This is a genomic window from Novosphingobium sp. MMS21-SN21R, assembly GCF_031846015.1.
Taxonomy (GTDB): Bacteria; Pseudomonadota; Alphaproteobacteria; order Sphingomonadales; family Sphingomonadaceae; genus Novosphingobium.
The window spans coordinates 2339463-2359092 of the sequence record NZ_JAVRDU010000001.1 but is presented as its reverse complement, the minus strand read 5'-3'; the positions used below and the strand labels follow the sequence as shown (position 1 = coordinate 2359092).

Sequence of the window (19630 nt, the reverse complement as noted above, 5' to 3'; positions counted from 1 at the left end):
CAGATACTCAATGGGACCCTGAGGCGGCCATAAAGCGCGCCTCGTCGGCCACAAAGGCGCGGATGGCTTCGACATCATCGTCGGGCAGTTCCGCGCCGAATTGCGGCATGCCATTGGCCAGCAAGGCGCCTTCCTTGACCACCATCCGAAATGCTGCTGCGTCATGCATCACGAGCGAGCGGCGAAGATCGGGGAGCACATGGCCGCTGATCGCGCCAAAGCCGTGACAAGCCGCGCAGAACACGCCGTACTTCTCGGCACCGCGGCGCAGGACGGCCTTGTCGCTGGTTACGGCACCTGGCGGGTCGACCGGATCGGGAGCAGTGTCTACCCGGTCATAAGGCAATGTTCCGCCCAGTTTGAACACCAGTACGCGGCCGGTTGGCAAGGCTTTGCGCTGGGGCGAACTAAGCCCGCCTGCCAGCCAGTGCGAGCCGCCGTTACCGATGGCAATCGCGACGTATTGGGTGCCGCCTATGCGATAGGTGATCGGCCCGCCCATGGCAGTCGCCTGCGCATCAAACGTCCACACCGGTTTGCCGGTCATGGCGTTGATTGCACGAAAGATGCCGTCGGCACCCGATTGGAACACCAGATTGCCGTCCGTGGCCAAGAGGCCGCCATTTCCGGCAAAGGCATAGTCGAGCGTCCACGCCGGCTTTTGCGCAGCCACATCCCATGCGATCAGCTTGGGATTGACGCTTCTGGCGATGGCGGAACGCAGGACCTTGTCTTGCGGAATGCCACCGCCCGGCATCAGCCCGCTGGCACGAGTATTGGCTGTAGGCTGATAGTGCGGATCGGCCTGAAAGGTGGCGGCATAGTCCTGCGTCGGAATGAAGGCGAGCTTGGTTTTCGGGCTATAGGCCATCGGTTGCCAACTGTGCGCGCCCATGCCGGTGGGGTGCACCATCACCCGGGTGTTGCCGGGATAGCGCGCCTCGGGGTTTTCCAGCGGCCTGCCGGTCTTGAGGTCGATGCCATAGGCCCAGCTGATCGGCGCACCTTTTGGCGTGTCGGCGGTCTTGGCCATGGGCACGATGTTGCCGGCCGACAGCAGTTTGCCGGTGCGCCGGTCGATCACGTAGAAAAATCCGTTCTTGGGTGCCTGCATCAGCACATTGCGTGATTTTCCGGCGATTTTCATGTCCGCAAGGATGATCGACTGGGTTGCGGTGGCGTCCCATGTGTCGCCCGGTGTCGCCTGATAGTGCCAGCGATACTGGCCTGTGCGGGCATCCAGCGCGACAATCGAGGCGAGAAACCAATTGTCACCCTTGTCTGCCGAGCGCACCTGCCGGTTCCACGGTGCGCCGTTGCCCACACCGATGTAGACTTGGCCGAGTGCTTCGTCATAGGTGATGGAATCCCAGACTGTGCCGCCGCCGCCCTGCTTCCACCATTCCCCGGCCCAGGTCTTGGCCACTTTTGCCATGACCGGGTCGGACGCGGCGTGATCGGGTCCGTCAGCGGGATTGCCAGGCACGGTGAAGAATCGCCAGGCCAGCTTGCCGGTATCGGCGTCATAGGCCGTGACATAGCCGCGTGCGCCAAGGTCCGCCCCGCTGTTGCCGATCAGCACAAGGCTGCCTGCCACGCGCGGAGCGCCGGTGATGACATAGGGCCAATTGCCGCCGTCGAGTGTCTGGGTGGACCATACCTGCTGTCCGGTTTTGGCATCGAGAGCGATCAGCCTGCCGTCCAGCGCCGCCACAAAGATCCTGCCGTTTCTATACGCCAGCCCGCGATTGACGGCGTCGCAGCAAGCTCTGGCTCCGACCGACCGATCGACGCCGGGGTCGAATTCCCACAAGGGTTTGCCGTTGGTCGCATCAAGCGCATAGACCACACTCCACGCCGAGGTGACAAAGAGCACGCCCCCCACTTCAAGCGGGGTCGCTTCCACGCCGCGCCCGTCGCGCATGTCGAAGCGCCATGCCAGTCCCAGTTGAGACACCGTGTCGACGTTGATCTCGTCAAGCGGACTGAACCGTTGTTCGCTCGCGTCGCGGCCATAGCTGGTCCAGTGGTTGTCCGGTGTGGACGATGCGCCGGTCAGGGCCAGCGCGGCGATGATGAAAGCGTCACGCAGCTTCATGGACCAGCGCCTTCGGCAGCAAGCAGACCAGCAGTGCACACAGCGCCATGGGCAGGGCCATGCTGCCGATGATATGGGCTGGCGGGATTTGCAATGACATCATGCTGGCCAGCGCCAGCGGCCCGAAGATCGATCCCACCCGGCCGATGCCGCTCGACCAGCCCACGCCGGTTGCGCGAATTTCTGCTGGATAGAAGGTCGAAGCGAGCGATCCGAGCGCCAGCTGCGAACCGATGGAACCCGCTCCAACCGCAATGATCAAACCGATCCATGCACCCTTTGACGACGGTGCGGTCGCGATAACGGCAAAGGCAATCGCTGCGATCACATAAGCACTGGCAAGCGCCGGGACCGCGCGGCCCTTGTCCGCCGCGCGTGCAAGCAATAGCCCGCCCGCGATGCTGCCGAGTGCCAGGAAGCCGGTTGCGCGCATGGCATCCGGCCGCGCCCAGCCCGCAGTCGTAAGTAATGTCGGAAGCCAGCTGATCAGCGAATATGTCGCGAACAGGCTGATGAAGAATATGCTCCAGAGCAGGATCGTGCGCAGCCGGTAGGGGGCGGAAAACAACCCCGCCACCGCAGCAGGCAAGCTGGTCGGCTTGGGCGCAGAGCGTTCGGCTTGTGAGGCGGGGGGAGCATCGCGCATGGCCGCGAATGCCAGTGCAGCGAGTAGGGGCATGGCGGCGCCGACGGCGAAAATCCCGTGCCAACCCCATATTTTGTCCAGAACTGGCGCCAGCAGACCAGCGGCAAATGATCCGAGCCCCGAACAGGATGCAATCAGGGTGACGATCAGCACGCGCCGTGTGGCAGGTGCTGCTTCGGCAGACATCGTCACTGCCAGCGGCAGGAGCGCGCCCATGCCCAAACCTGTCGCAGTGCGCCATACTGCCAGTTGCCCCGGCGTCACCACGGTGAACAGGGCCGCGGTTGTCACTCCGATCAGTATCAGAGAGAACACCATCATCTTGCGCCGCCCGATGCGATCGGCATAGGGCGCGAGCAGCAGTGCACCTGCAGCCATGCCTGCCAGCGAACCGGACAGCGCGGGAGCGAATGCCGTTGGCGTAACGGCCATGTGCTGCGCAAGGCCGGGGATCGCCAACCCCAGCGCCTGAATGTCATATCCATCGAGAAAAGCGCCAAACCCGCATAGCAGCAGGACCTGACGCGGGCTCACAGCGGGGCCTCGGCGCGGGCGATTGTGGCCCGTGCTGGCGCGATCACCACCGGGTCGAGAAACTCGCCATTGGCCATGCCTGCGCCTTCGTTCGCCGCTGTCAGTTCTTCCATGCGGGCCAGTAGTGCGCGCGCGCGGGCAAGTTCAGGCTCGGTCGGGCGGTAGGCCTGATGGACGACCCGCACTTGTTCGGCGGCCAGCACCAACTTGCCATCAAACCCCATCATCGCGCCCCACCGCGCGTCTTCGGCCAGCGTGGCGTGATCGTTGATCAGTGGCCAAGGCGCATCAAGCGCCCACAATCCATAAGTGCGCGCCGCCAGAATGATCCGTGCGCGGTGGAAATGGTACATGTCGCCCGGATAAAGCGAACGGTCCATGAGATAGGCAGAAATGTGCATACCCAACGAGCCCGAAAGATCGCCGATGGCAAAGCCCAGCGCTTCGACATTGGGCGAACACGAGGCCAGCATGTCGATATTGGTCAGGGCATAGGCGGATTCGATTCCGACGACATAGCCGATGGGGTTCGTGAATCCTGCATGGGCGCGCAAGGATTCAATCTTTCCATCGATCCAGCGGATTTCCTCGACCTTGTCTGGCTTGGACAGGAACAGCGTATCGACCCGCGCGCCCGCTTGTCCGACGATCACGTCAAGGTCATCGGCGGCAAAGGCTGACGAGACGGCGTTGATCCTCACCGCGCGTGCTGACCGGCCCCAGATATCCTCACGCAGCAACCTGACAATGCGGTCACGTGCTTCGGCCTTGCGCGGCGCTGCTACGGTGTCCTCTAGATCCAGACAGATGAGGTCAGCACCACACGATTGGATCAGATCGCGCTGAGCGGATTCGTCCATGCTGCCGGGTATGAATATGGTTGTGCGGCGCAGTTTCATCGGGCGTGGTTCCTTTCAAGGATCGCGCAATGCGTCGGGTTTTTGCCCCTTTTGGTCTGACGCATCGGGACTGATCCCTCCTTCTCCAACATCATATTATCGCTGTTCAGGTGTCATTTCCTGCTTTTTAACGCTGGTATTTCTGGCGTTGCGGTCATGGAGATTACCATGCTGCGCCTCTTTTGGAATATTGTGACCCTTTATCAGGGTCGGATGCATTACCGCTCTCGTTTTGCCCCGATCTCGATCCTCCCCGAACGGCTGCAAGGCAGTGCCTGATCTCGAAAAATATCGGCACCCGCTTGACAGTGCGTCGATTCGCAGTGCACCATTTAAGGGTATTAAATAGAGGCTGAAAGCCCAGATGGAGAGGATCGGGAAAATGATCACCCGGCTTGATGTGCCAATGGCCGTCATCGGTGAGGGACCGGTGTGGGACGTTGCCGAGCAGGCGCTTTACTGGATCGACATTCTGGGAAAGCAGGTGTTTCGCCATGATCCGCAGTTGCATGAAACGCGGCAGTGGGCCTTGCCAGACATTGTCGGCTCGATGGCCGTGCGCGCCGGCGGGGGCGTAATCGTCGCGCTAGGTGACGGGGTCTACACACTCGATCTTGAAAGTGGCGAATGCGCCTTGCTGGCCACCAGTCCACATCTCAACGCAGAGGTTCAGCTTGCTGATGGCAAGGTGGACCGCCGGGGGCGGTTCATCGTCGGGTCGAGCGATCGCGGGATGAAGGAAGCGCGCGGCAAGCTGTTCGCGCTCGATCCCGGCGCCACGGAATTGCGCGTGATCGATGACGACATATTCCTCGCCAACGGTCCCTGCTGGTCGCCCGACGACGCGACGTTTTACCATGCCGATTCCATCCGCAAGACGATCTTCGCCTACGACTACGATATCGCCACGGGCACGCTCAGCCATCGCCGTGCCTTTGCCAGCACCGAGGATCTCGGCGGTATACCCGATGGCGCGACGGTCGATACAGAAGGCCATATCTGGAGTGCCATTTGCGAAGGCGGCAAGATCGTCCGATTCCGCCCCGACGGCAGCATCGAACGTATTGTCGACTTTCCGCAGAAACTGCCCGGCAGCGTGATGTTCGGCGGCTCGGCGCTTGACCGCATGTTCGTGCCCACGCTCAGCCCGGCGTTCCTGGGGCGCGAAGCTGATCCGCAGGACGGTGCAATGTTCGTCATTGACGGCCTCGGCGTGACCGGCCTGCCTGAACCGAGGTTCGGCGCGTGAAGGGCCCGATGCCTCTTCTGCTGGTGCTGGTGTTTCTCAACATCGCCGGCTTCAGCCTGATCCTGCCGCTGCTGCCATTTTATGGCTCGCTGTTCGGGGCATCCTCGTTCGGGGTGGCCTGCTTGTTTGCGGCCTATTCGCTGGGCAATGTGTTCGGCGAGATCTTCTGGGGGCGCCAGTCGGACCGCATCGGCCGCAAGCCGGTGCTGATCATGACGACCTGCGCCGCCGCGCTGACCTATGTGGCATTTGCCTATGCGCCGAGCCTTGGCGTCGCCATCACCATCCGCATCATCAGCGGCTTTTTCAGCGGTACGCTCGGGGTGGTGCAGGGGGTGATCGCTGATATTACGCCGCCACAGGACCGCGCGCGCAGCATGGGCTATTTCGGCGCAGCATTTAATCTGGGATTCGCGGTCGGCCCGGCCATCGGAGGCTTGCTAGCGGTGCCGGAACTAGGCGCAGCCGGGTTCCACCCGCCTATTTTCGCCGCCGCCTTGCTGGCCGCTGGGGCATCGGCATGGGCGCTGCTCGCCTTGCCCGAAACGCGGCCGACGGATGGGCAGGCACGGCCAGCGCCGCGCTACCGTGAGGCCTGGGTTTTCGTCGGCAGTCATTCGCTGTTGTTGCGGCTGTTCCTGATCGCCTTTTTCGGCATCGCCGCATTTTCCTCGATGGAGGCGATCTTCGGGCTGTGGACCGCGCGCAACTTTGGGTGGAGCGCGCATGAGGTCGGGCTGACATTTATTGCGGTGGGCGCGGCAGGCTTGTTCGTCCAGGCTTTCCTGATTGGTCCGCTGGTCAAACGCTTTGGCGAGGCTTGGATCATTGTTGGCGGCTTGACCGTCCTCGTCGTCGCAATTCTGTTGCAACCGATCATCAAGCTGCCGGTCGCGTCAGTGGTGCTGATGTCGCTGTTGATGATGGGGCACAGCCTTGCTTTCCCCAATGCCGGAGCGCTCGTGTCGCGCGGAACGCCGCCTGAACGGCAAGGCAGCGTGATGGGGCTGCTGATGGCCTCCAATGCGCTTGCCCGGATCATTGCGCCGCCCTTCTTCGGATGGACGTTCGGCCAGCATGCGGATGCGCCCTATTTTGTTTGCGCGGCCATGATCATGCTGATGATGCCGGTTGCGCTGTCGGTGGTGCGAACGCGCCAGAGGGAGGCCTTGGCATGAGCCCGATCAACCCCGCCGCATGGCGTGCCTTTGCCGCCGCAATCGGCAAGGAACAGGTTCTGATCTCGGAGGAGGACCGCAGCGATTATGCGGATCACTTCGCGGCAGACGAAACGAAGCATGAGCCGGCAGGTGCGCTTGCTCCCGCCAATGCTGAAGAAGTGCGCGAAGTGGTGCGCATTGCCAACCAGTACCGTGTGCCGCTCTGGCCGATCAGCCGGGGCAAGAACTTCGGCTATGGCGGATCGGCGCCGGTCACGCGCGGCGCGGTGGTGCTCGACCTGTCGCGCATGAAGAAGATCGAGGTCGATGCCGAGACCGGCACCGTGCTGGTCGAGCCGGGCGTAGGATTTTTCGACCTCTACGATCATCTGCAGTCCAAGGGCATTCCCCTGTGGCTGTCGGTGCCGGGCAACAGCTGGGGCTCGGTTGCGGGCAACGCGCTGGACCGGGGTGTGGGCTATACCTCCTATGGCGATCATGCCGCGCGGATCTGCGGGCTGGAGGTGGTGCTGCCCGATGGGGATCTGGTGCGCACCGGCATGGGTGCGATGGATGGCTCGCCCAACTGGACGCTCTATCGCAACGGCTTCGGTCCCGGCTGGGACACGATGTTCTGCCAATCCAATCTGGGCATCGTCACCAAACTCGGCCTGTGGCTGATGCCTGAACCTGAGGCGGTGGCGGGCTATGATTATGAATTCGACAAGCCCGACGATCTCGGCTGGGCCATCGACACCCTGATGCCGCTGCGCCGTGACGGGCTGATCCAGCAATCGCCCAGCATCGGCAACTGGCTGCGATCGGCTGCGGTGATGACCACGCGCGAACAGTGGACCAAGGACGGCGGACCGCTTGACGACAAGGTCGTGGCCGCCATCCGTGACCGGTTCAAGATCGGCTGGTGGAGCGTGCAAGTGCGGTTCTACGGCCATCTCGATGTGGTCGAAGCGTCGATGCGGGTGCTCGACCGGGCGTTCGACAAGAAGCCGATCCAGTCGAAGAAGCCCGCCTTGTGGAAGCGCGGCGATCCGCCCGAAGGGTCGCCGGTTACAGGCGTCCCGGTCAGCTTTCCGCTGGCCAACGCCAATTGGCACGGCGGGCGCGGTGGGCATGTCGGTTATTCGCCGGTGCTGCCACCACGGGGGGATCTTGCGATGGACCAGTTCAAGCGCACTTATGCGCTCTATCAGCGCTATGGCATGGATTACCACGCCAGCTTCGCCATGGGCGAACGCAGCCTGACCAACGTCAATCAGATCCTCTACAACAAGGATGATCCCGCGATGATGGGCCGGGTGGATGGCATGTTCCGCGCGCTGGTCGCCGATGCAACTGCTAATCGCTACGGCGAGTATCGCACGCATATCGACTACATGGATCTTGTTGCCGATTGCTATGATTTCAATGACCACGCGCTCCGCCGGTTGAATACGCGGGTAAAGGATGCCCTCGATCCCAACGGGATCATCGCACCGGGCAAAAGCGGCATCTGGCCGAAAGGCCAACGGGCATGAAGCGGGCCAGTTTGATCATCGCCTCGCTTGCCCTGTGCGGGGCTGCCGTTGGCGCGCAGACGCCGCCTGCCAAGGAGAGCGGCGCGCAAGTGACAAACCCGTTTCGCGGGGTGATGCAGGATCGTTCTTCGCGGTCGCCAGACGAGGCGCTGTTCGTTGAAAAATGCGCCATGTGTCACCGCCAGATGGGGATGGGCACGGTCCTGCTGGCCCGGCGGATGGACCTGTCCATCGCGAAGCTTGAACAGCGTGACGACCTGACGGCGGACTTCGTCAGAATGGCTGCGCGGCAGGGCATTGGCAACATGCCGCGTATCCGCCGGGGTGAGGTGAGCGACGCCCAGCTCGACCGGATCGCCGCCTATCTGGCCAAGGGGAAAGTGCAATGAAGACTGCACTGACTCGCCGAGCCTTTGTCGTGGTGGCCACTTCTGCAACGGCACTGGCTGCCGAAAGCGGTATGCCGGTGATGGCGCAAGCAAAGCCCTTCGCCGCGCCACTCGCCTTGATCGACGCGCGGCTTGCGAAAACTTCGCCAGACGCCGGTATCCTGCTGGGTGATCTGGTCCGGCAATGGCAAACCGGCTTGCGCGAACGTGTGGCAGCCAGTGGAGCAATCGCGCTGGTGCGATGGGATATGGCCCTGATGCTACGCCAGCTGGGCCGTGAAGCGCGGCTTTCGATCAAGGTTGCGCCACGCGCGGACGGTGTGTTCGGCGTGGATCTTTCAGCGCGCGCTGCCCCCCAGTCATCACTTTCAAAACCCGAGGATGCACCATGCAACAAAAAGTAGCCCTTCTTGGCGCCACCGGATTTGTCGGAGGCCACATTCTCGGCGAAGCCCTGTCTCGACCCGAACTTGCTGTCACAGCAGTCACGCGCAATCCGGCTGCGCTCGCCGCGCATGATAAACTCACCGCCGTCGCTGGCGACGTATACGATGTGCCTGCGCTGACCGAAGCCTTGCGCGGCCATGACACGGTCATTCACGCTTTCCATCCCGGCCGCAACTCCAGCCCGGATGAAGTCTATGACCAGAGCGTTGCCGGTCATCAGGCGATCATTGACGCCACCCGCGCTGCGGGTGTTCCGCGTCTCGTTTGCGTTGGTGGTGCGGCCAGCCTGATGACGCCCGAAGGCAAGGAGTATATCGATTCCTCCCATTGGGACAAAGAGTTCGACCCATATCGGAATTCAATTCTGGGCACCCGCGCGCTCTATTACATGCTCAAGGACGTAACCGATCTCGATTGGGTTTTCCTGGCCCCGTCGGCATGGCTTCGTCCGGGCGAGCGCACCGGCGTTTTCCGCACGAGCGCCAATGACATGCTGTTTGCCGCCGACGGCACCAGCCGCATTTCATTGGAAGACTATTCCATGGTGCTGATCGACGAGGTTCTAAACCCCGCGCATCACCGTGAACGCTATACTGTGGGGTATTGAACATGAAAGCCATGCTTATCCACTTCGATATCACGCCGGGCAAACAGTCGGATTTCGAGGCTGCGGCAACGCAGCATGTCCACAATATCCGTGAGCGCGACCCGAGCTATTCGCTCTATAACCTGACCCGCGATCGTGATTGCGATACGCGCTACGTATCGATGCAATTGTTCGAAAGCTGGGAAAGCCAGCTTGCGCATCAGACCTATGATTACGTGCTGGAAATGATGCCAGCGATGAGCGCGTGCCTTTCGGGTCCGCCCAAGGTCGATTGGCTTGAGGTCGTCGCCTGATGGCCCGCTTTTCGGGCAAAGTGGTGCTGGTGACGGGCGCGGCGGGCGGTATCGGCCTTGCCGCAGCGCAGGCCTTTGCGGCGGAAGGCGCGCAAGTCGTGCTCGCCGACCGCAACATCGCTTTGGCCGAACAGGGCGCAAAGGCCATTGCGGATGGCGGGGGCATCGCCAGCGCGGTGTTTGTCGATGTGTCCGATCCGGCATCGTGTCAGGCGATGGTCGCGGATACGGTGGCCAATTATGGAGCGCTGCATATAGCGTTCAACAACGCCGGGATGCCATCGGCCATCGGCGGCGCGTTCGAGGATTTCTCGGTCGAGAACTGGGACACCTTGCTCGCCACCAACTTGAGCGGCGTGTTCTACGCGATGAAGGCGCAAGTGCCTGCGCTCAAGGCCTCTGGTGGCACCGCGATAGTCAACACCGCGTCTATCGCCGCCTTGATCGCCGCGCCGGGCATGGCCGCCTATGTCGCCAGCAAGCACGGCGTGGCCGGGCTCACCAAGGCGGCGGCGCTCGACCTGATCGGTCACGGAATCCGGGTCAACGCGATATGTCCGGGGTTTGTCGATACGCCGATGCTGGCAGGCGCCTTGGCGCAGCCCGGCGCGCGTGAGGCGATGAATGCGCAAGCGCCTATCGGCCGCATCGCGTCGCCACAAGAGGTTGCGCAGACCGCACTGTTCCTTTGCTCTGACGCGGCCTCCTACATGGTTGGCGCCTTGCTCAGCGTGGATGGCGGCGTGGTGATCCAATGAGGAAAACGATATATGCATAACATCGTCATCAGCGGTGCCTCGGGTGATCTCGGGCGGCGGATCACCGCCATCCTGCTCGATCAGATCGCGCCCGCCAACCTGGCCCTTGTCACCCGCACGCCCGCAAATCTGGCAGATAGGGCGCAGGTTGGCGTGGCCGTCCACGCGGGCGATTACAACGATCCGGCAGCGCTGGAAGCCGCCTACGCGGGCAGCGACGTGCTGATGCTGATCAGCGGGTTGGCCGTGACCAAGCGCGTGCCCGAACATCGCAATGCGATCAATGCTGCCAAAAAGGCCGGTATCAAACATATCGTCTATACATCGGTTGCCGGCATCCATCCCCGCAATCCGACGCTGTCGGCTACAGATCATATCGTGACCGAGGGCGATTTGCGCGATTCCGGGCTGGGCTACACCATCTTGCGCAACGCGACATATGCCGAGGTTTTCCCGACGATTGCGTCGCAGCCAGCACTGCGGTCCGGCAAATGGATTCAGGCAGCGGGTGAAGGGCTTATGGCACCCGTTTCCAAGCGCGACATCGCCTTGTGCGCGGCCACGTGCCTGATGCACCCGGACCTGCACAATGCCGCAACATACGAGATCAGCGGAAGCGAGTTGGTCAGTTTCCGCGACATCGCGGCGATCACCTCGGAAGTCTACGATGTGCCGATCGAATATGTGCCGGTGACGCCTGAAGAGCGTTATGCCCAGTTCGATGCGATGGGCGTGCCCCGCACCTACTCTGAAAGCATGGACGCGCACCCTGATACTCATCTGTGGGCCAGCGACGAAATGGTGACCGCCGACATCGCGTGGAGCATGGGTTTCCACGCCATTCTCTCGCACCACGTCAAGTTCATTACGGGTAAGGACCCCTACACGCTGCGCGAAGTCTTCGAGTTCTGCAAAGGTCGCAGCTATGACGATTGCTGACTCGAACGGCGCAAGCCGGCGACCTGTTCTCGACCTGAAGACTTTGGCCAATACCGGGCGTCCGCTGGTTCTGCCCGGCGCACATGATGCTTTAAGCGCACGCATGATCGAGGCTGCGGGATTTTCTGCCTATGGCGTGGGTGGTTCCGCATTGGCCGCCGTGCAACTTGCGTTGCCGGATGCGGGCCTGCAGAGCTTTGGCGAGTATCGCGATGCGGTTGGCCGGATCATGGAAGGTTCGCAACTTCCGGTCATGGTCGATGGCGAAAACGGCTTTGGCGATGCCAAGGCGGTCACGCGCACCGTGCGCAGCTTTGAAAAGCTGGGTGTTGCGGCGATTGCCTTCGAAGATCTCGTGTTGCCGCCCCGGCTTGACCGCCCGCCCACGGTTTCGACCCGGGAGGAAATCCAAGGTAAATTGCGGGCCGCACTCGCAGCCCGCAGTAGCGAGGATTTCCTGATCGTCGGTCGCAGCGATGCGGCCTATGCGGTCGATCTGGATGAGGCCATTGCGCGCGCGGTGTCGTATCAGGACATCGGCGTGGACGCGATCATCGTCCCCGGCCTTGCCAATGCCGACGCTTTCAAGCGTCTGCGCGATGCGGTGCATATACCCATCATGGCAGTGATTGTGCCCGGCACACCGTGGTTTGCGCCCTCGCTCGACGAACTTGCCGAGATCGGGATTGACGTTGCGATCTACCCCGCCGCGATCCTCTGGCGCGTGGTCATGGCCATGCAGCAAGGGCTCGACGCCATCCGTCACCAGGACGGAGCGCCGCCCGCCGATTTCGATCCGAGGATCATCGGGCAATACCTGAAAACAGCCGAATGGACCGAAGTGGATCGCCATTTTGCCTGATCGTCGTGCGAGGAAGCCATTGTGAATCCCGACTATATCGTGATCGGCGCAGGGTCGGCGGGCTGCGTCCTCGCCAACCGGCTGAGCGGGGCAGGTGGCGGCAAGGTCCTGCTGCTCGAGGCGGGTGGCACAACCCGCGGCATCCTGTACCGGATGCCGCTGGCCGCGACGAAACTGTGGTTCAACCCCAAGACCAGTTGGGGCCTGTGGAGCGAACCCGAGCCGGGTCTGGACGGACGCAAAATTCCGGTCCCGCGCGGCAAGGGGCTGGGTGGCAGTTCGGCGATCAACGGCACAATCTACAATCGTGGCAGCCCGCACGATTACGATAGGTGGCGTGACCTTGGCCTTGAAGGCTGGGACTATGCCGCCTTGCTGCCCTATTTCAGGCGCATAGAAAACCACTGGCGCGGTGCCGATGCCGTTCATGGCGGCCGCGGGGAAGTGACCGTTTCCCAAGTCAGCAGCCGCAGTCCGTTCACCCCGGCCTTTCTCGAGACGGCCCGGCAAATGGGCTGGCCGGTGACCGAAGACTTTCTCGAGCATGAGGGCGAAGGCGTCGGCCTTTCCGATCTCAATGTCGATCGTCGCGGCCGCCGGATGAGTGCAGCGGACGCGTTCCTGCGCCCTATCGCCGGCCGCCCAAGCCTGCAGATTGAAACATTCGCGCAAGTGCAGAAGATCATCATCGAGAACGGTCGCGCCACAGGCGTGGAATATCTGCACAAGGGAGAGCGCAAGCGAGTTCACGCTGCACGCGAGGTAATCCTTGCCGCAGGTGCCATCGCCTCGCCCCAGATCCTGCTGCTTTCAGGGATCGGCCCTGCAGACGAACTGCGCTCCACCGGGATTGAGCCAGTGCTGAATCTGCCGGGCGTAGGCCGCAATTTCAACGACCAGCCCGGCGGCAGTTTTGAATTCACGGTGCAAAAGCCGCTCAGCTTTGTCCGCAATTTGCGCGCTGACAGGTTGGCGCTGTCGCTCGCACAATGGGCGCTGGGGCTGGGCGGCATTGCTGCGGGGCCGCCGATCGTGGCGATGGGATCGGTCAGGACCAACACTATCGATCGTTCTCCCGACCTGCGCTTGAATCTTGCTGCGGCGACGATGCAGTCGAAAGTCTGGTATCCCGGCGTCACCAGGCCCGGCCCGCACAAGCTGATGATGAGCTTCGGGCTGGCGCATCCGGAAAGCCGGGGCAGCATCACGCTGTCATCGGCCGATCCTGCCGCGCCGCCGCGCATTTGCTACAATCTGCTCACCGCGCCTCACGACATGGCGCGGATGAAGGCCTATTACCGGCTGCTCACCAGCGTGATCAGGCAGCCTGCTTTTGCCGGCATAGCGGGCGAAATCACCCGCCCCCCAGCGCCGCCTGCAGACGATGCAGCCCTCGAAACTTATCTGAAATCGGTTGCGGGGACCACCTCGCACCCGATGGGGTCGTGCAAGATGGGAACCGACGATGCCGCCGTCGTCGATGCCGACTGCAAAGTGCGCGGCATCGCCCACTTGCGTGTGATCGATGCCTCGATCTTTCCGGTGCAGGTTTCCGGAAATCCGCACGCTGCGATCATGGCGGTGGGCGACCGGATGTCAGACGTGATCCTTGGACGAGCCGCATCGTAGTGATGAATATTGCCTAATCTGGGCGGGCAGTGAATAGGGCGCCGATGGAGAAAAAGCCGACCCTCGATACTGCCGCCATTCGCGCGGCAGGCCTTGCGATCCTTCAGGCGGAGGGTTTCGAAACACTCAGCCTGCGCAAGATTGCCGACGTTTTCGGCGTGCAAACTCCGGCGCTGTACTGGTACGTCAAGAACCGCGCCGAACTTTATGGCCTGATGGCCGAAGCCTTGCTGCGCGAAGTTCTGGCCGAGGTCGATTTCACCTTGCAGGGGCGCGAATGGCTTGTTGAACTTGGCAGGGCACTGCGCCGAAGCCACCTGCACAGGCGCGATTCCGCTCGCCTGATCGCTTATGTTGCGCCGACCGAGGCAATGGAAAACGAACTGGCCGAACGGATCGACGCACATCTGGTGGCAGGTGGCATGACCGCAGCAGAGGCCAGACTGGCCCAATCGACGATCAATTCGTTTACGCTGGGCTGGTCCTTGTTCGAGGGCAACAGGCGATTGGACACCCTCATGGTCGGCGGGGCCGATCCCGAACTGGCCTTCGATGCCGCGCTCAACGCCGTTGCTCAGGGGCTTTCGAATATCTCGGCCGTCATGCCCGAGGCGAGGCAGGGCCCCACCATCAAGGTAGAGACCCACCCGCCAGACCATAGACCGACGCCCTGACATTGCGGATGGCAGTGAATGTTTTGCCACGGCTCACAATGTCCGCAAGCAGGCCTTCGATGCGTGGCTGGATAAATCCGTCGAAGTCATTCCAGTGGACCGGGCGAGCGGCGTCCGGCGGCCCGAGTGCAGCGGTGCGCGCGGCTTCGTAGAGTGCGGCAGTCGCGGGCGACAGCACAGTGCGCGCGTCATAGCTGTCGCCTACCAGTTTGGCGCGTAGTTCAACGGCCTGCACACCGCAGAACAGTGCGACGGCCAGATAGTGCTCAAGCACATCAAGGCTCTCGCGCGCCAGATTGGCGCTGTTCATCGCCTGACTGTTGATGTTCTGGTTGAACTGTTCGGCGTGGGTCGGGAAACGGTCGACGATGGACTGCCCGTAGAAGCTGATCAAAGGCATCATCGAATTGCCGCCGATCTGCAGCGACTTCAGCCCGATATTCGAAGGTCCATCGGCGTTCCCCACCAGCGAGGCGTTGAGCCCATAGCTGAACTCGGGCGTCATCAGCAGGGCAATCTGGACATCGATATGCTTGGCAAGAAGGCCGATGAAATAGCGCGTCTGGTCCATCGCCACGCCGGTATATTGGGCCAGGAAATTGCCGGTGTGGAAGATCTCGGAGGTGTCCGGATCGATCAGCGGATTGTCGTTGGCGCAATTGGCCTCGACCGTCACCTGCCGCGCTGCATTGACGATACCGTCCACGATCGGTCCGAGATACTGGGGCAGGCAGCGCAGCGAATAGCGGTCCTGAATCAGTTTGCCGAAACGACCTGCACGGTCACCTGCAGCCTCATTGCGCATGATTTTCGATCCGGCGACAAGCTCCGCCATCTGCTGTGCGGCCCAGACCTGGCCGGAGTGCGGCTTCATCGAATGAATGAACGGATGAAAGCTCTGGTCGGTCGAGAGCATCGCTTGCGCGTAAAGCGCGTGGATACCCAGCGTCAGCGCCAGCAGATCGAGCGCGCGGCCCGATGCGTTGGCGGCAACTCCGGTGCAGGCCCCGGTGCCGTTGTTCAGCGCCAGCCCTTCCTTGGGCTCCAGTGCCAGTGGCTTCAGCCCCAAACGCGACAGCACCGTATGGCTGTCGAGCGTTTCACCGTCCACGTCGACGAGGAACGCCTTGTCGAGCCCGAGAATGGCACCACCGATATAGGCCAGCGGCACCAGATCACCCGATGCCCCGATCGACCCGCGCTGATAGACATGGGGGAGAGCGCCGGCGTTCAGGAACGTGACGAAGCGTTCGATGATCTCGGTTCGAATGCCCGAAGCACCCTTCATCAGCGAATTGGCGCGCAACAGCATTGCGGCTCTGACATCCTCTGCGGGAAGGCGCGGCCCGGTGGTGCTCTTGTGCTGCCAAAGCGCAAGGCGCTGCACTTCCTCGAGCAGGTCAGGTCCGACGTATTGATCAGCCATGCCGCCAAACAAGGTGGTAACCCCGTAGATCTGTTCGCCGCGTGCAATGCCCGCCCGGATCACGTCACGAGACGCAGTGAGCTTCCTGTGAATTTCGGCATCGTCTGAGAGCTTTACGGTGGCCCCGAGAGCGACCCGGCGGATATCTCCAATGGTCAGATCCTCGCCGCTGATAATCACGATTTCCACAGCCATCCCCTTATTCTTGACGAGGGGCAGATTATCCACTTCAGCAGGTCATTTCATGTTTTTCTGGATCGTGAATCTGGTATAAGACGTCATCACGTGACCTATAACATAGAACTTGTGGTGCTTTATGACCTTTTCAAACTCCGACAAAAAGATCCTGCGGATTCTTCAGGCAGACGGCCGGATGCCGAACGTTGCACTGGCCGAGCAGATTGGCATGTCGCCCAGTCCCTGCTTGCGCCGCCTCAAGCAGCTTGAAGATGATGGCGTCATTTCGCGCTATGCTGCAATTCTTGATCGCGAAAAGCTGGGACTGGGCATCATGGCCTTTGTCGAGGTCAAAGTTCCGCAGATTGCAGAGACGTCTATCGTCGATCTCTTCAAGGACGCAGTCCGGCGGGAGCCATCGATCATCGGATGTCATCTGACGGCAGGGCAGTTCGATTTTCTGTTGACCGTGGTGGCGCAGGACATGACCGCCTATTCCGCGCTCGCGCAGAACGTTTTGCTGCGGCTTCCGGGCGTGCAGGACATGCGGTCCAGCTTCGTTTTGGAAGCGATCAAGGACACCACCATGCTGCCGATTGCCTGAGGGCTGTTGCCAGCCGGTCACATTTCTGAATGCTGCAGGCAATTTTCTCACAAATGTTACCTTTTCTGGGTAAATCCGTACGGAATTAGGTTGGAAATGACCGACACCGTATGTTATTCATCATAACCAGAGCATGACGGAGCTTGGCTCCGGAAAAGATGCTCGATGGAACAGGAGGGAGTGGAAATGCCTAGCTTCAGGTCGAAGAATCTCACGCGCGCCACATTGAGCGCGGGTCTTTCGGTTGTCGCACTTTCGTCATCGGCTTTTGCGCAGGATGCTGCGCAGCAATCTTCCGCAGATTCGTCGCCGGGTGTCGCCGAAATCGTCGTTACGGCTCAGTTCCGCGAGCAGAAGCTGCAGGACACGCCGATCGCGATCACTGCAGTCGATTCAGCAATGCTCGAAGCGCGCAGCCAGTCGAACCTGACTGAAGTTGCCAACCAGGCTCCGAGCGTCGTTCTGCGTCCGACCACTGCTGCTTTCGGTCCCTCGATTTCGGCGACGATCCGCGGCATGGGTCAGATCGACTTCAACCCCGCGCTTGAGCCGGGCGTTGGCCTCTATATCGACGACGTCTACTATCCGCGCCTGACCGGTGCAAACTTCGATCTGCTCGACGTGGAGCGCATCGAAGTGCTGCGCGGTCCGCAGGGTACGCTGACCGGCCGTAACTCCGAAGGTGGTGCGATCAAGTTCATCTCGCGTCGTCCCACCGGTGAGGGCGGCGGTTATGTCTCGGCAACCTATGGCAGCCGCAACCGCATCAATCTGCGTGGCAGCGCCGACTTCAAGCTGGCCGAGGGTCTGTTCGGTCGCCTCTCGGGCACGTTCGCCGACCAGGAAGGTTACGTAAAGAACATCGATTACGGCTGCGCCAACCCGGCCAGCGGCGTGCCGACGCGCGCAGGCGGAACGAACTGCGTCGTCAGCAAGCAGGGCGATGTCGGCTACAAGGCACTGCGCGGTATCTTGCGCTATAACCCTTCCGATGCCGTCGATATCATGGTCAGCGGCGACTATAACCGCGACAGCCGCAACAACTCGGCCGAAGTGCTGCTGTTCGGTTCGAACAGCAATCCCAACGTGCAGACGAGCAACGGCGTGCCGTTCGATTCGCGCTTCATCTGCGGAACCTTCTGCAACTATGCGACGACCGGTTCGACGGCCGGGACATTTGTTGCGGGCGCCATTCCGCCGTTGCAGGGCTTGCCCATGCCGGCAGTCAGCAGTGACGGCCGCACGGAATACAAGGGCTGGGGCGTCGCTGCCAACGCCGACTTCAAGCTGAACGATGATCTGCAACTGCAGTCGATCACGGCTTATCGTGAATTCGATACCTCGTTCAGCTCAGACACGGATCTGTCGCCCGCCAATATCGGCTTCGGCATCAGCCAACTCGATAGCTGGTTCGTCAGCCAGGAACTGCGCCTTAACGCCAAGATCGGCACTTTCGCCGATCTGACCGTTGGCGGATACATCTCTGACGAAAAGACCACGTACTACACGCTGCAGGACATCCGCTATGTCGCGATTGCCCTGCCAACCGGTCCTCTGCCGCTGTTCCCGCTGCAGTTCATCGGCAACGATCCGGTCCGTTCGAAGTCCAAGGCCGCGTTCGCAACGGCAATCGTTCACCCGACTGAAGCGCTCACGGTAACGCTCGGCGGTCGCTACACGCATGAATCCAAGGACTATACGTTCTTCCGTTTCAATCTGGACGGCAAGACGATCAACGGGTTCCTCGATCCGGTCGGCGCTGCCAACGGCATCGGTTATTCCGGCCCCAACGGCACGGCGCTGTCGGGCCGCACCGGCAGCTACGCGGGCAACAAGTTCGACTACCGCGTCAGCGTCGACTACCGCTTCTCGCCGCAGATCCTGGCCTACGGCACGGTGTCGACCGGCTTCAAGGGTGGCGGTATCGCTCCGCGTCCGTTCAACGCAGCGCAGGCTGTGCCGTTCGGTCCGGAAAAGCTTACCGCATTCGAGCTTGGCCTGAAGACCGATCTGTTTGACCGTAAGGTTCGCTTCAACGTTTCGGCCTATTTCAACAAGTTCAAGGATGCGCAGCTGACCTTGCTGTCCTGCCCGCAGTTCGGTGGCCCTGGCCCCTGCGCCGTGCCGCAGAATGCTGGTGACGCCGACGTGAAGGGTGTCGAGTTTGAACTTAATCTGCGTCCCATCGAGGGTCTGCAGATCGATGCTTCGGCCTCGTTCCTTGACTGGAACTGGAAGTGCGTGGTTCCGGCGGTCGTGAATCCGGCGGGGGCAACCTCGGGTTGTTCGACCGACCCTGCGCTGGTCAGCCAGTTGGTCGCTCCGCCGCGCGGTGTTTCGAAGTCGCAGTGGAGCATCGGTGCGCAGTATGAAGCGCTGCTCGGTTCAGCAGGATCGATCACCCCGCGTATCGACGTGGCGCGTCAGGGCGCTATTGCCGGCACCGCTACGGTTCCAGTTGCTGGTTCGGCATCGGCCCGCTTCTCGACTGCAGAGGCGTACACACTCGCCAATGCACGCCTGACGTGGCGCAATGCGGACAAGGACCTCGACATCTCGCTCGAAGTCACCAACTTGTTCAACGAATACTACTTCCTGTCGAAGTTCGACCTTTCCGGTGCTGGCGCCGGCGTCGTTTCCGGTCTTCCGGGACGGCCACGTGAATGGGCGGTTTCGGTCAAGAAGAAGTTCTGACCTGGTGGGC

General features: G+C 61.7%; 18 protein-coding genes. 14 read left to right on the top strand and 4 right to left on the bottom strand.

All coding sequences use genetic code 11. The features are described 5' to 3' along the window. Positions 1–7: 7 nt before the first annotated feature. The 3 genes from RM192_RS11210 to RM192_RS11200 are packed head-to-tail and all read right to left on the bottom strand — an operon-like array spanning position 8 to position 4177. Positions 8–2098 carry a PQQ-dependent dehydrogenase, methanol/ethanol family gene (locus RM192_RS11210; protein WP_311507635.1) on the bottom strand — a complete coding sequence of 697 codons (2091 nt, stop codon included), beginning with the start codon at positions 2096–2098 and terminating at the stop codon, positions 8–10. Then, positions 2085–3278 carry an MFS transporter gene (locus RM192_RS11205; RefSeq protein WP_311507634.1) on the bottom strand — a complete coding sequence of 398 codons (1194 nt, stop codon included), beginning with the start codon at positions 3276–3278 and terminating at the stop codon, positions 2085–2087. Before RM192_RS11205 ends, RM192_RS11210 begins: the two co-directional genes overlap by 14 nt. Further along, a complete protein-coding gene (locus tag RM192_RS11200) occupies positions 3275–4177 on the bottom strand; it encodes an aldolase/citrate lyase family protein (protein WP_311507633.1) in 903 nt (300 codons plus the stop codon). Before RM192_RS11200 ends, RM192_RS11205 begins: the two co-directional genes overlap by 4 nt. A 382-nt stretch (positions 4178–4559) precedes the next feature. Here RM192_RS11200 and RM192_RS11195 point away from each other — a divergent pair, with 382 nt between their 5' ends. Genes RM192_RS11195 through RM192_RS11140 form a run of 12 tightly spaced genes read left to right on the top strand, consistent with a single transcriptional unit; the run spans position 4560 to position 14719 of the window. After that, on the top strand, positions 4560–5426 hold the full coding sequence (locus RM192_RS11195; RefSeq protein WP_311507632.1) for an SMP-30/gluconolactonase/LRE family protein: 867 nt from the start codon (positions 4560–4562) through the stop codon (positions 5424–5426). An 8-nt stretch (positions 5427–5434) separates the two neighbouring features. Continuing rightward, positions 5435–6604, top strand: coding sequence for an MFS transporter (locus RM192_RS11190; protein ID WP_311507631.1), 1170 nt, complete (start codon positions 5435–5437; stop codon positions 6602–6604). Next, on the top strand, positions 6601–8121 hold the full coding sequence (locus RM192_RS11185; RefSeq protein ID WP_311507630.1) for an FAD-binding oxidoreductase: 1521 nt from the start codon (positions 6601–6603) through the stop codon (positions 8119–8121). The genes RM192_RS11190 and RM192_RS11185 overlap by 4 nt, the downstream gene beginning before the upstream one ends. Continuing rightward, positions 8118–8510 carry a cytochrome c gene (locus RM192_RS11180; RefSeq protein WP_311507629.1) on the top strand — a complete coding sequence of 131 codons (393 nt, stop codon included), beginning with the start codon at positions 8118–8120 and terminating at the stop codon, positions 8508–8510. The genes RM192_RS11185 and RM192_RS11180 overlap by 4 nt, the downstream gene beginning before the upstream one ends. Further along, positions 8507–8914, top strand: coding sequence for a hypothetical protein (locus RM192_RS11175; protein ID WP_311507628.1), 408 nt, complete (start codon positions 8507–8509; stop codon positions 8912–8914). The genes RM192_RS11180 and RM192_RS11175 overlap by 4 nt, the downstream gene beginning before the upstream one ends. Beyond that, positions 8899–9564 (top strand): NAD(P)H-binding protein, encoded by a 666-nt coding sequence (locus RM192_RS11170; RefSeq protein ID WP_311507627.1) that lies wholly within the window; start codon positions 8899–8901, stop codon positions 9562–9564. The genes RM192_RS11175 and RM192_RS11170 overlap by 16 nt, the downstream gene beginning before the upstream one ends. A gap of 2 nt (positions 9565–9566) precedes the next feature. Continuing rightward, entirely contained in the window at positions 9567–9857 is a 291-nt protein-coding gene (locus tag RM192_RS11165) for an antibiotic biosynthesis monooxygenase (RefSeq protein WP_311507625.1), read from the top strand. Further along, entirely contained in the window at positions 9857–10615 is a 759-nt protein-coding gene (locus tag RM192_RS11160; protein ID WP_311507624.1) for an SDR family oxidoreductase, read from the top strand. Before RM192_RS11165 ends, RM192_RS11160 begins: the two co-directional genes overlap by 1 nt. A 12-nt stretch (positions 10616–10627) precedes the next feature. Further along, positions 10628–11554, top strand: a complete 927-nt coding sequence (locus tag RM192_RS11155; protein ID WP_311507623.1) for an SDR family oxidoreductase — start codon at positions 10628–10630, stop codon at positions 11552–11554. After that, positions 11541–12416, top strand: a complete 876-nt coding sequence (locus RM192_RS11150; protein ID WP_311507622.1) for an isocitrate lyase/PEP mutase family protein — start codon at positions 11541–11543, stop codon at positions 12414–12416. The genes RM192_RS11155 and RM192_RS11150 overlap by 14 nt, the downstream gene beginning before the upstream one ends. Positions 12417–12437: 21 nt before the next feature. Further along, positions 12438–14045 carry a GMC family oxidoreductase N-terminal domain-containing protein gene (locus RM192_RS11145; RefSeq protein WP_311507621.1) on the top strand — a complete coding sequence of 536 codons (1608 nt, stop codon included), beginning with the start codon at positions 12438–12440 and terminating at the stop codon, positions 14043–14045. Positions 14046–14089: 44 nt separating this feature from the next. Then, positions 14090–14719, top strand: coding sequence for a TetR family transcriptional regulator (locus tag RM192_RS11140; RefSeq protein ID WP_311507620.1), 630 nt, complete (start codon positions 14090–14092; stop codon positions 14717–14719). Here RM192_RS11140 and RM192_RS11135 read toward each other — a convergent pair. After that, entirely contained in the window at positions 14676–16334 is a 1659-nt protein-coding gene (locus RM192_RS11135; RefSeq protein ID WP_311507619.1) for an aromatic amino acid ammonia-lyase, read from the bottom strand. The genes RM192_RS11140 and RM192_RS11135 overlap by 44 nt on opposite strands. Before the next feature lie 127 nt (positions 16335–16461). Between RM192_RS11135 and RM192_RS11130 the strand changes: the two genes are divergently transcribed. Together RM192_RS11130 and RM192_RS11125 are read left to right on the top strand one after the other, a co-directional pair. After that, positions 16462–16926: an Lrp/AsnC family transcriptional regulator gene (locus RM192_RS11130; RefSeq protein WP_311507618.1), complete on the top strand. Its 465-nt coding sequence runs from the start codon at positions 16462–16464 to the stop codon at positions 16924–16926. A 186-nt stretch (positions 16927–17112) separates the two neighbouring features. Further along, a complete protein-coding gene (locus RM192_RS11125) occupies positions 17113–19620 on the top strand; it encodes a TonB-dependent receptor (protein ID WP_311507617.1) in 2508 nt (835 codons plus the stop codon). Positions 19621–19630 lie beyond the last annotated feature (10 nt).

What these genes read in the sequence shown, in the direction of transcription:
- RM192_RS11155 (WP_311507623.1), top strand. Translation starts at nt 10,628, where the DNA reads ATGCATAACATCGTCATCAGCGGTGCCTCGGGTGATCTCGGGCGGCGG.
- RM192_RS11140 (WP_311507620.1), top strand. Translation starts at nt 14,090, where the DNA reads ATGGAGAAAAAGCCGACCCTCGATACTGCCGCCATTCGCGCGGCAGGC.
- RM192_RS11175 (WP_311507628.1), top strand. Translation starts at nt 8,507, where the DNA reads ATGAAGACTGCACTGACTCGCCGAGCCTTTGTCGTGGTGGCCACTTCT.
- RM192_RS11130 (WP_311507618.1), top strand. Translation starts at nt 16,462, where the DNA reads ATGACCTTTTCAAACTCCGACAAAAAGATCCTGCGGATTCTTCAGGCA.
- RM192_RS11190 (WP_311507631.1), top strand. Translation starts at nt 5,435, where the DNA reads ATGCCTCTTCTGCTGGTGCTGGTGTTTCTCAACATCGCCGGCTTCAGC.
- RM192_RS11165 (WP_311507625.1), top strand. Translation starts at nt 9,567, where the DNA reads ATGAAAGCCATGCTTATCCACTTCGATATCACGCCGGGCAAACAGTCG.
- RM192_RS11195 (WP_311507632.1), top strand. Translation starts at nt 4,560, where the DNA reads ATGATCACCCGGCTTGATGTGCCAATGGCCGTCATCGGTGAGGGACCG.
- RM192_RS11150 (WP_311507622.1), top strand. Translation starts at nt 11,541, where the DNA reads ATGACGATTGCTGACTCGAACGGCGCAAGCCGGCGACCTGTTCTCGAC.
- RM192_RS11210 (WP_311507635.1), bottom strand. Translation starts at nt 2,098, where the DNA reads ATGAAGCTGCGTGACGCTTTCATCATCGCCGCGCTGGCCCTGACCGGC.
- RM192_RS11125 (WP_311507617.1), top strand. Translation starts at nt 17,113, where the DNA reads ATGCCTAGCTTCAGGTCGAAGAATCTCACGCGCGCCACATTGAGCGCG.
- RM192_RS11180 (WP_311507629.1), top strand. Translation starts at nt 8,118, where the DNA reads ATGAAGCGGGCCAGTTTGATCATCGCCTCGCTTGCCCTGTGCGGGGCT.
- RM192_RS11200 (WP_311507633.1), bottom strand. Translation starts at nt 4,177, where the DNA reads ATGAAACTGCGCCGCACAACCATATTCATACCCGGCAGCATGGACGAA.
- RM192_RS11170 (WP_311507627.1), top strand. Translation starts at nt 8,899, where the DNA reads ATGCAACAAAAAGTAGCCCTTCTTGGCGCCACCGGATTTGTCGGAGGC.
- RM192_RS11185 (WP_311507630.1), top strand. Translation starts at nt 6,601, where the DNA reads ATGAGCCCGATCAACCCCGCCGCATGGCGTGCCTTTGCCGCCGCAATC.
- RM192_RS11160 (WP_311507624.1), top strand. Translation starts at nt 9,857, where the DNA reads ATGGCCCGCTTTTCGGGCAAAGTGGTGCTGGTGACGGGCGCGGCGGGC.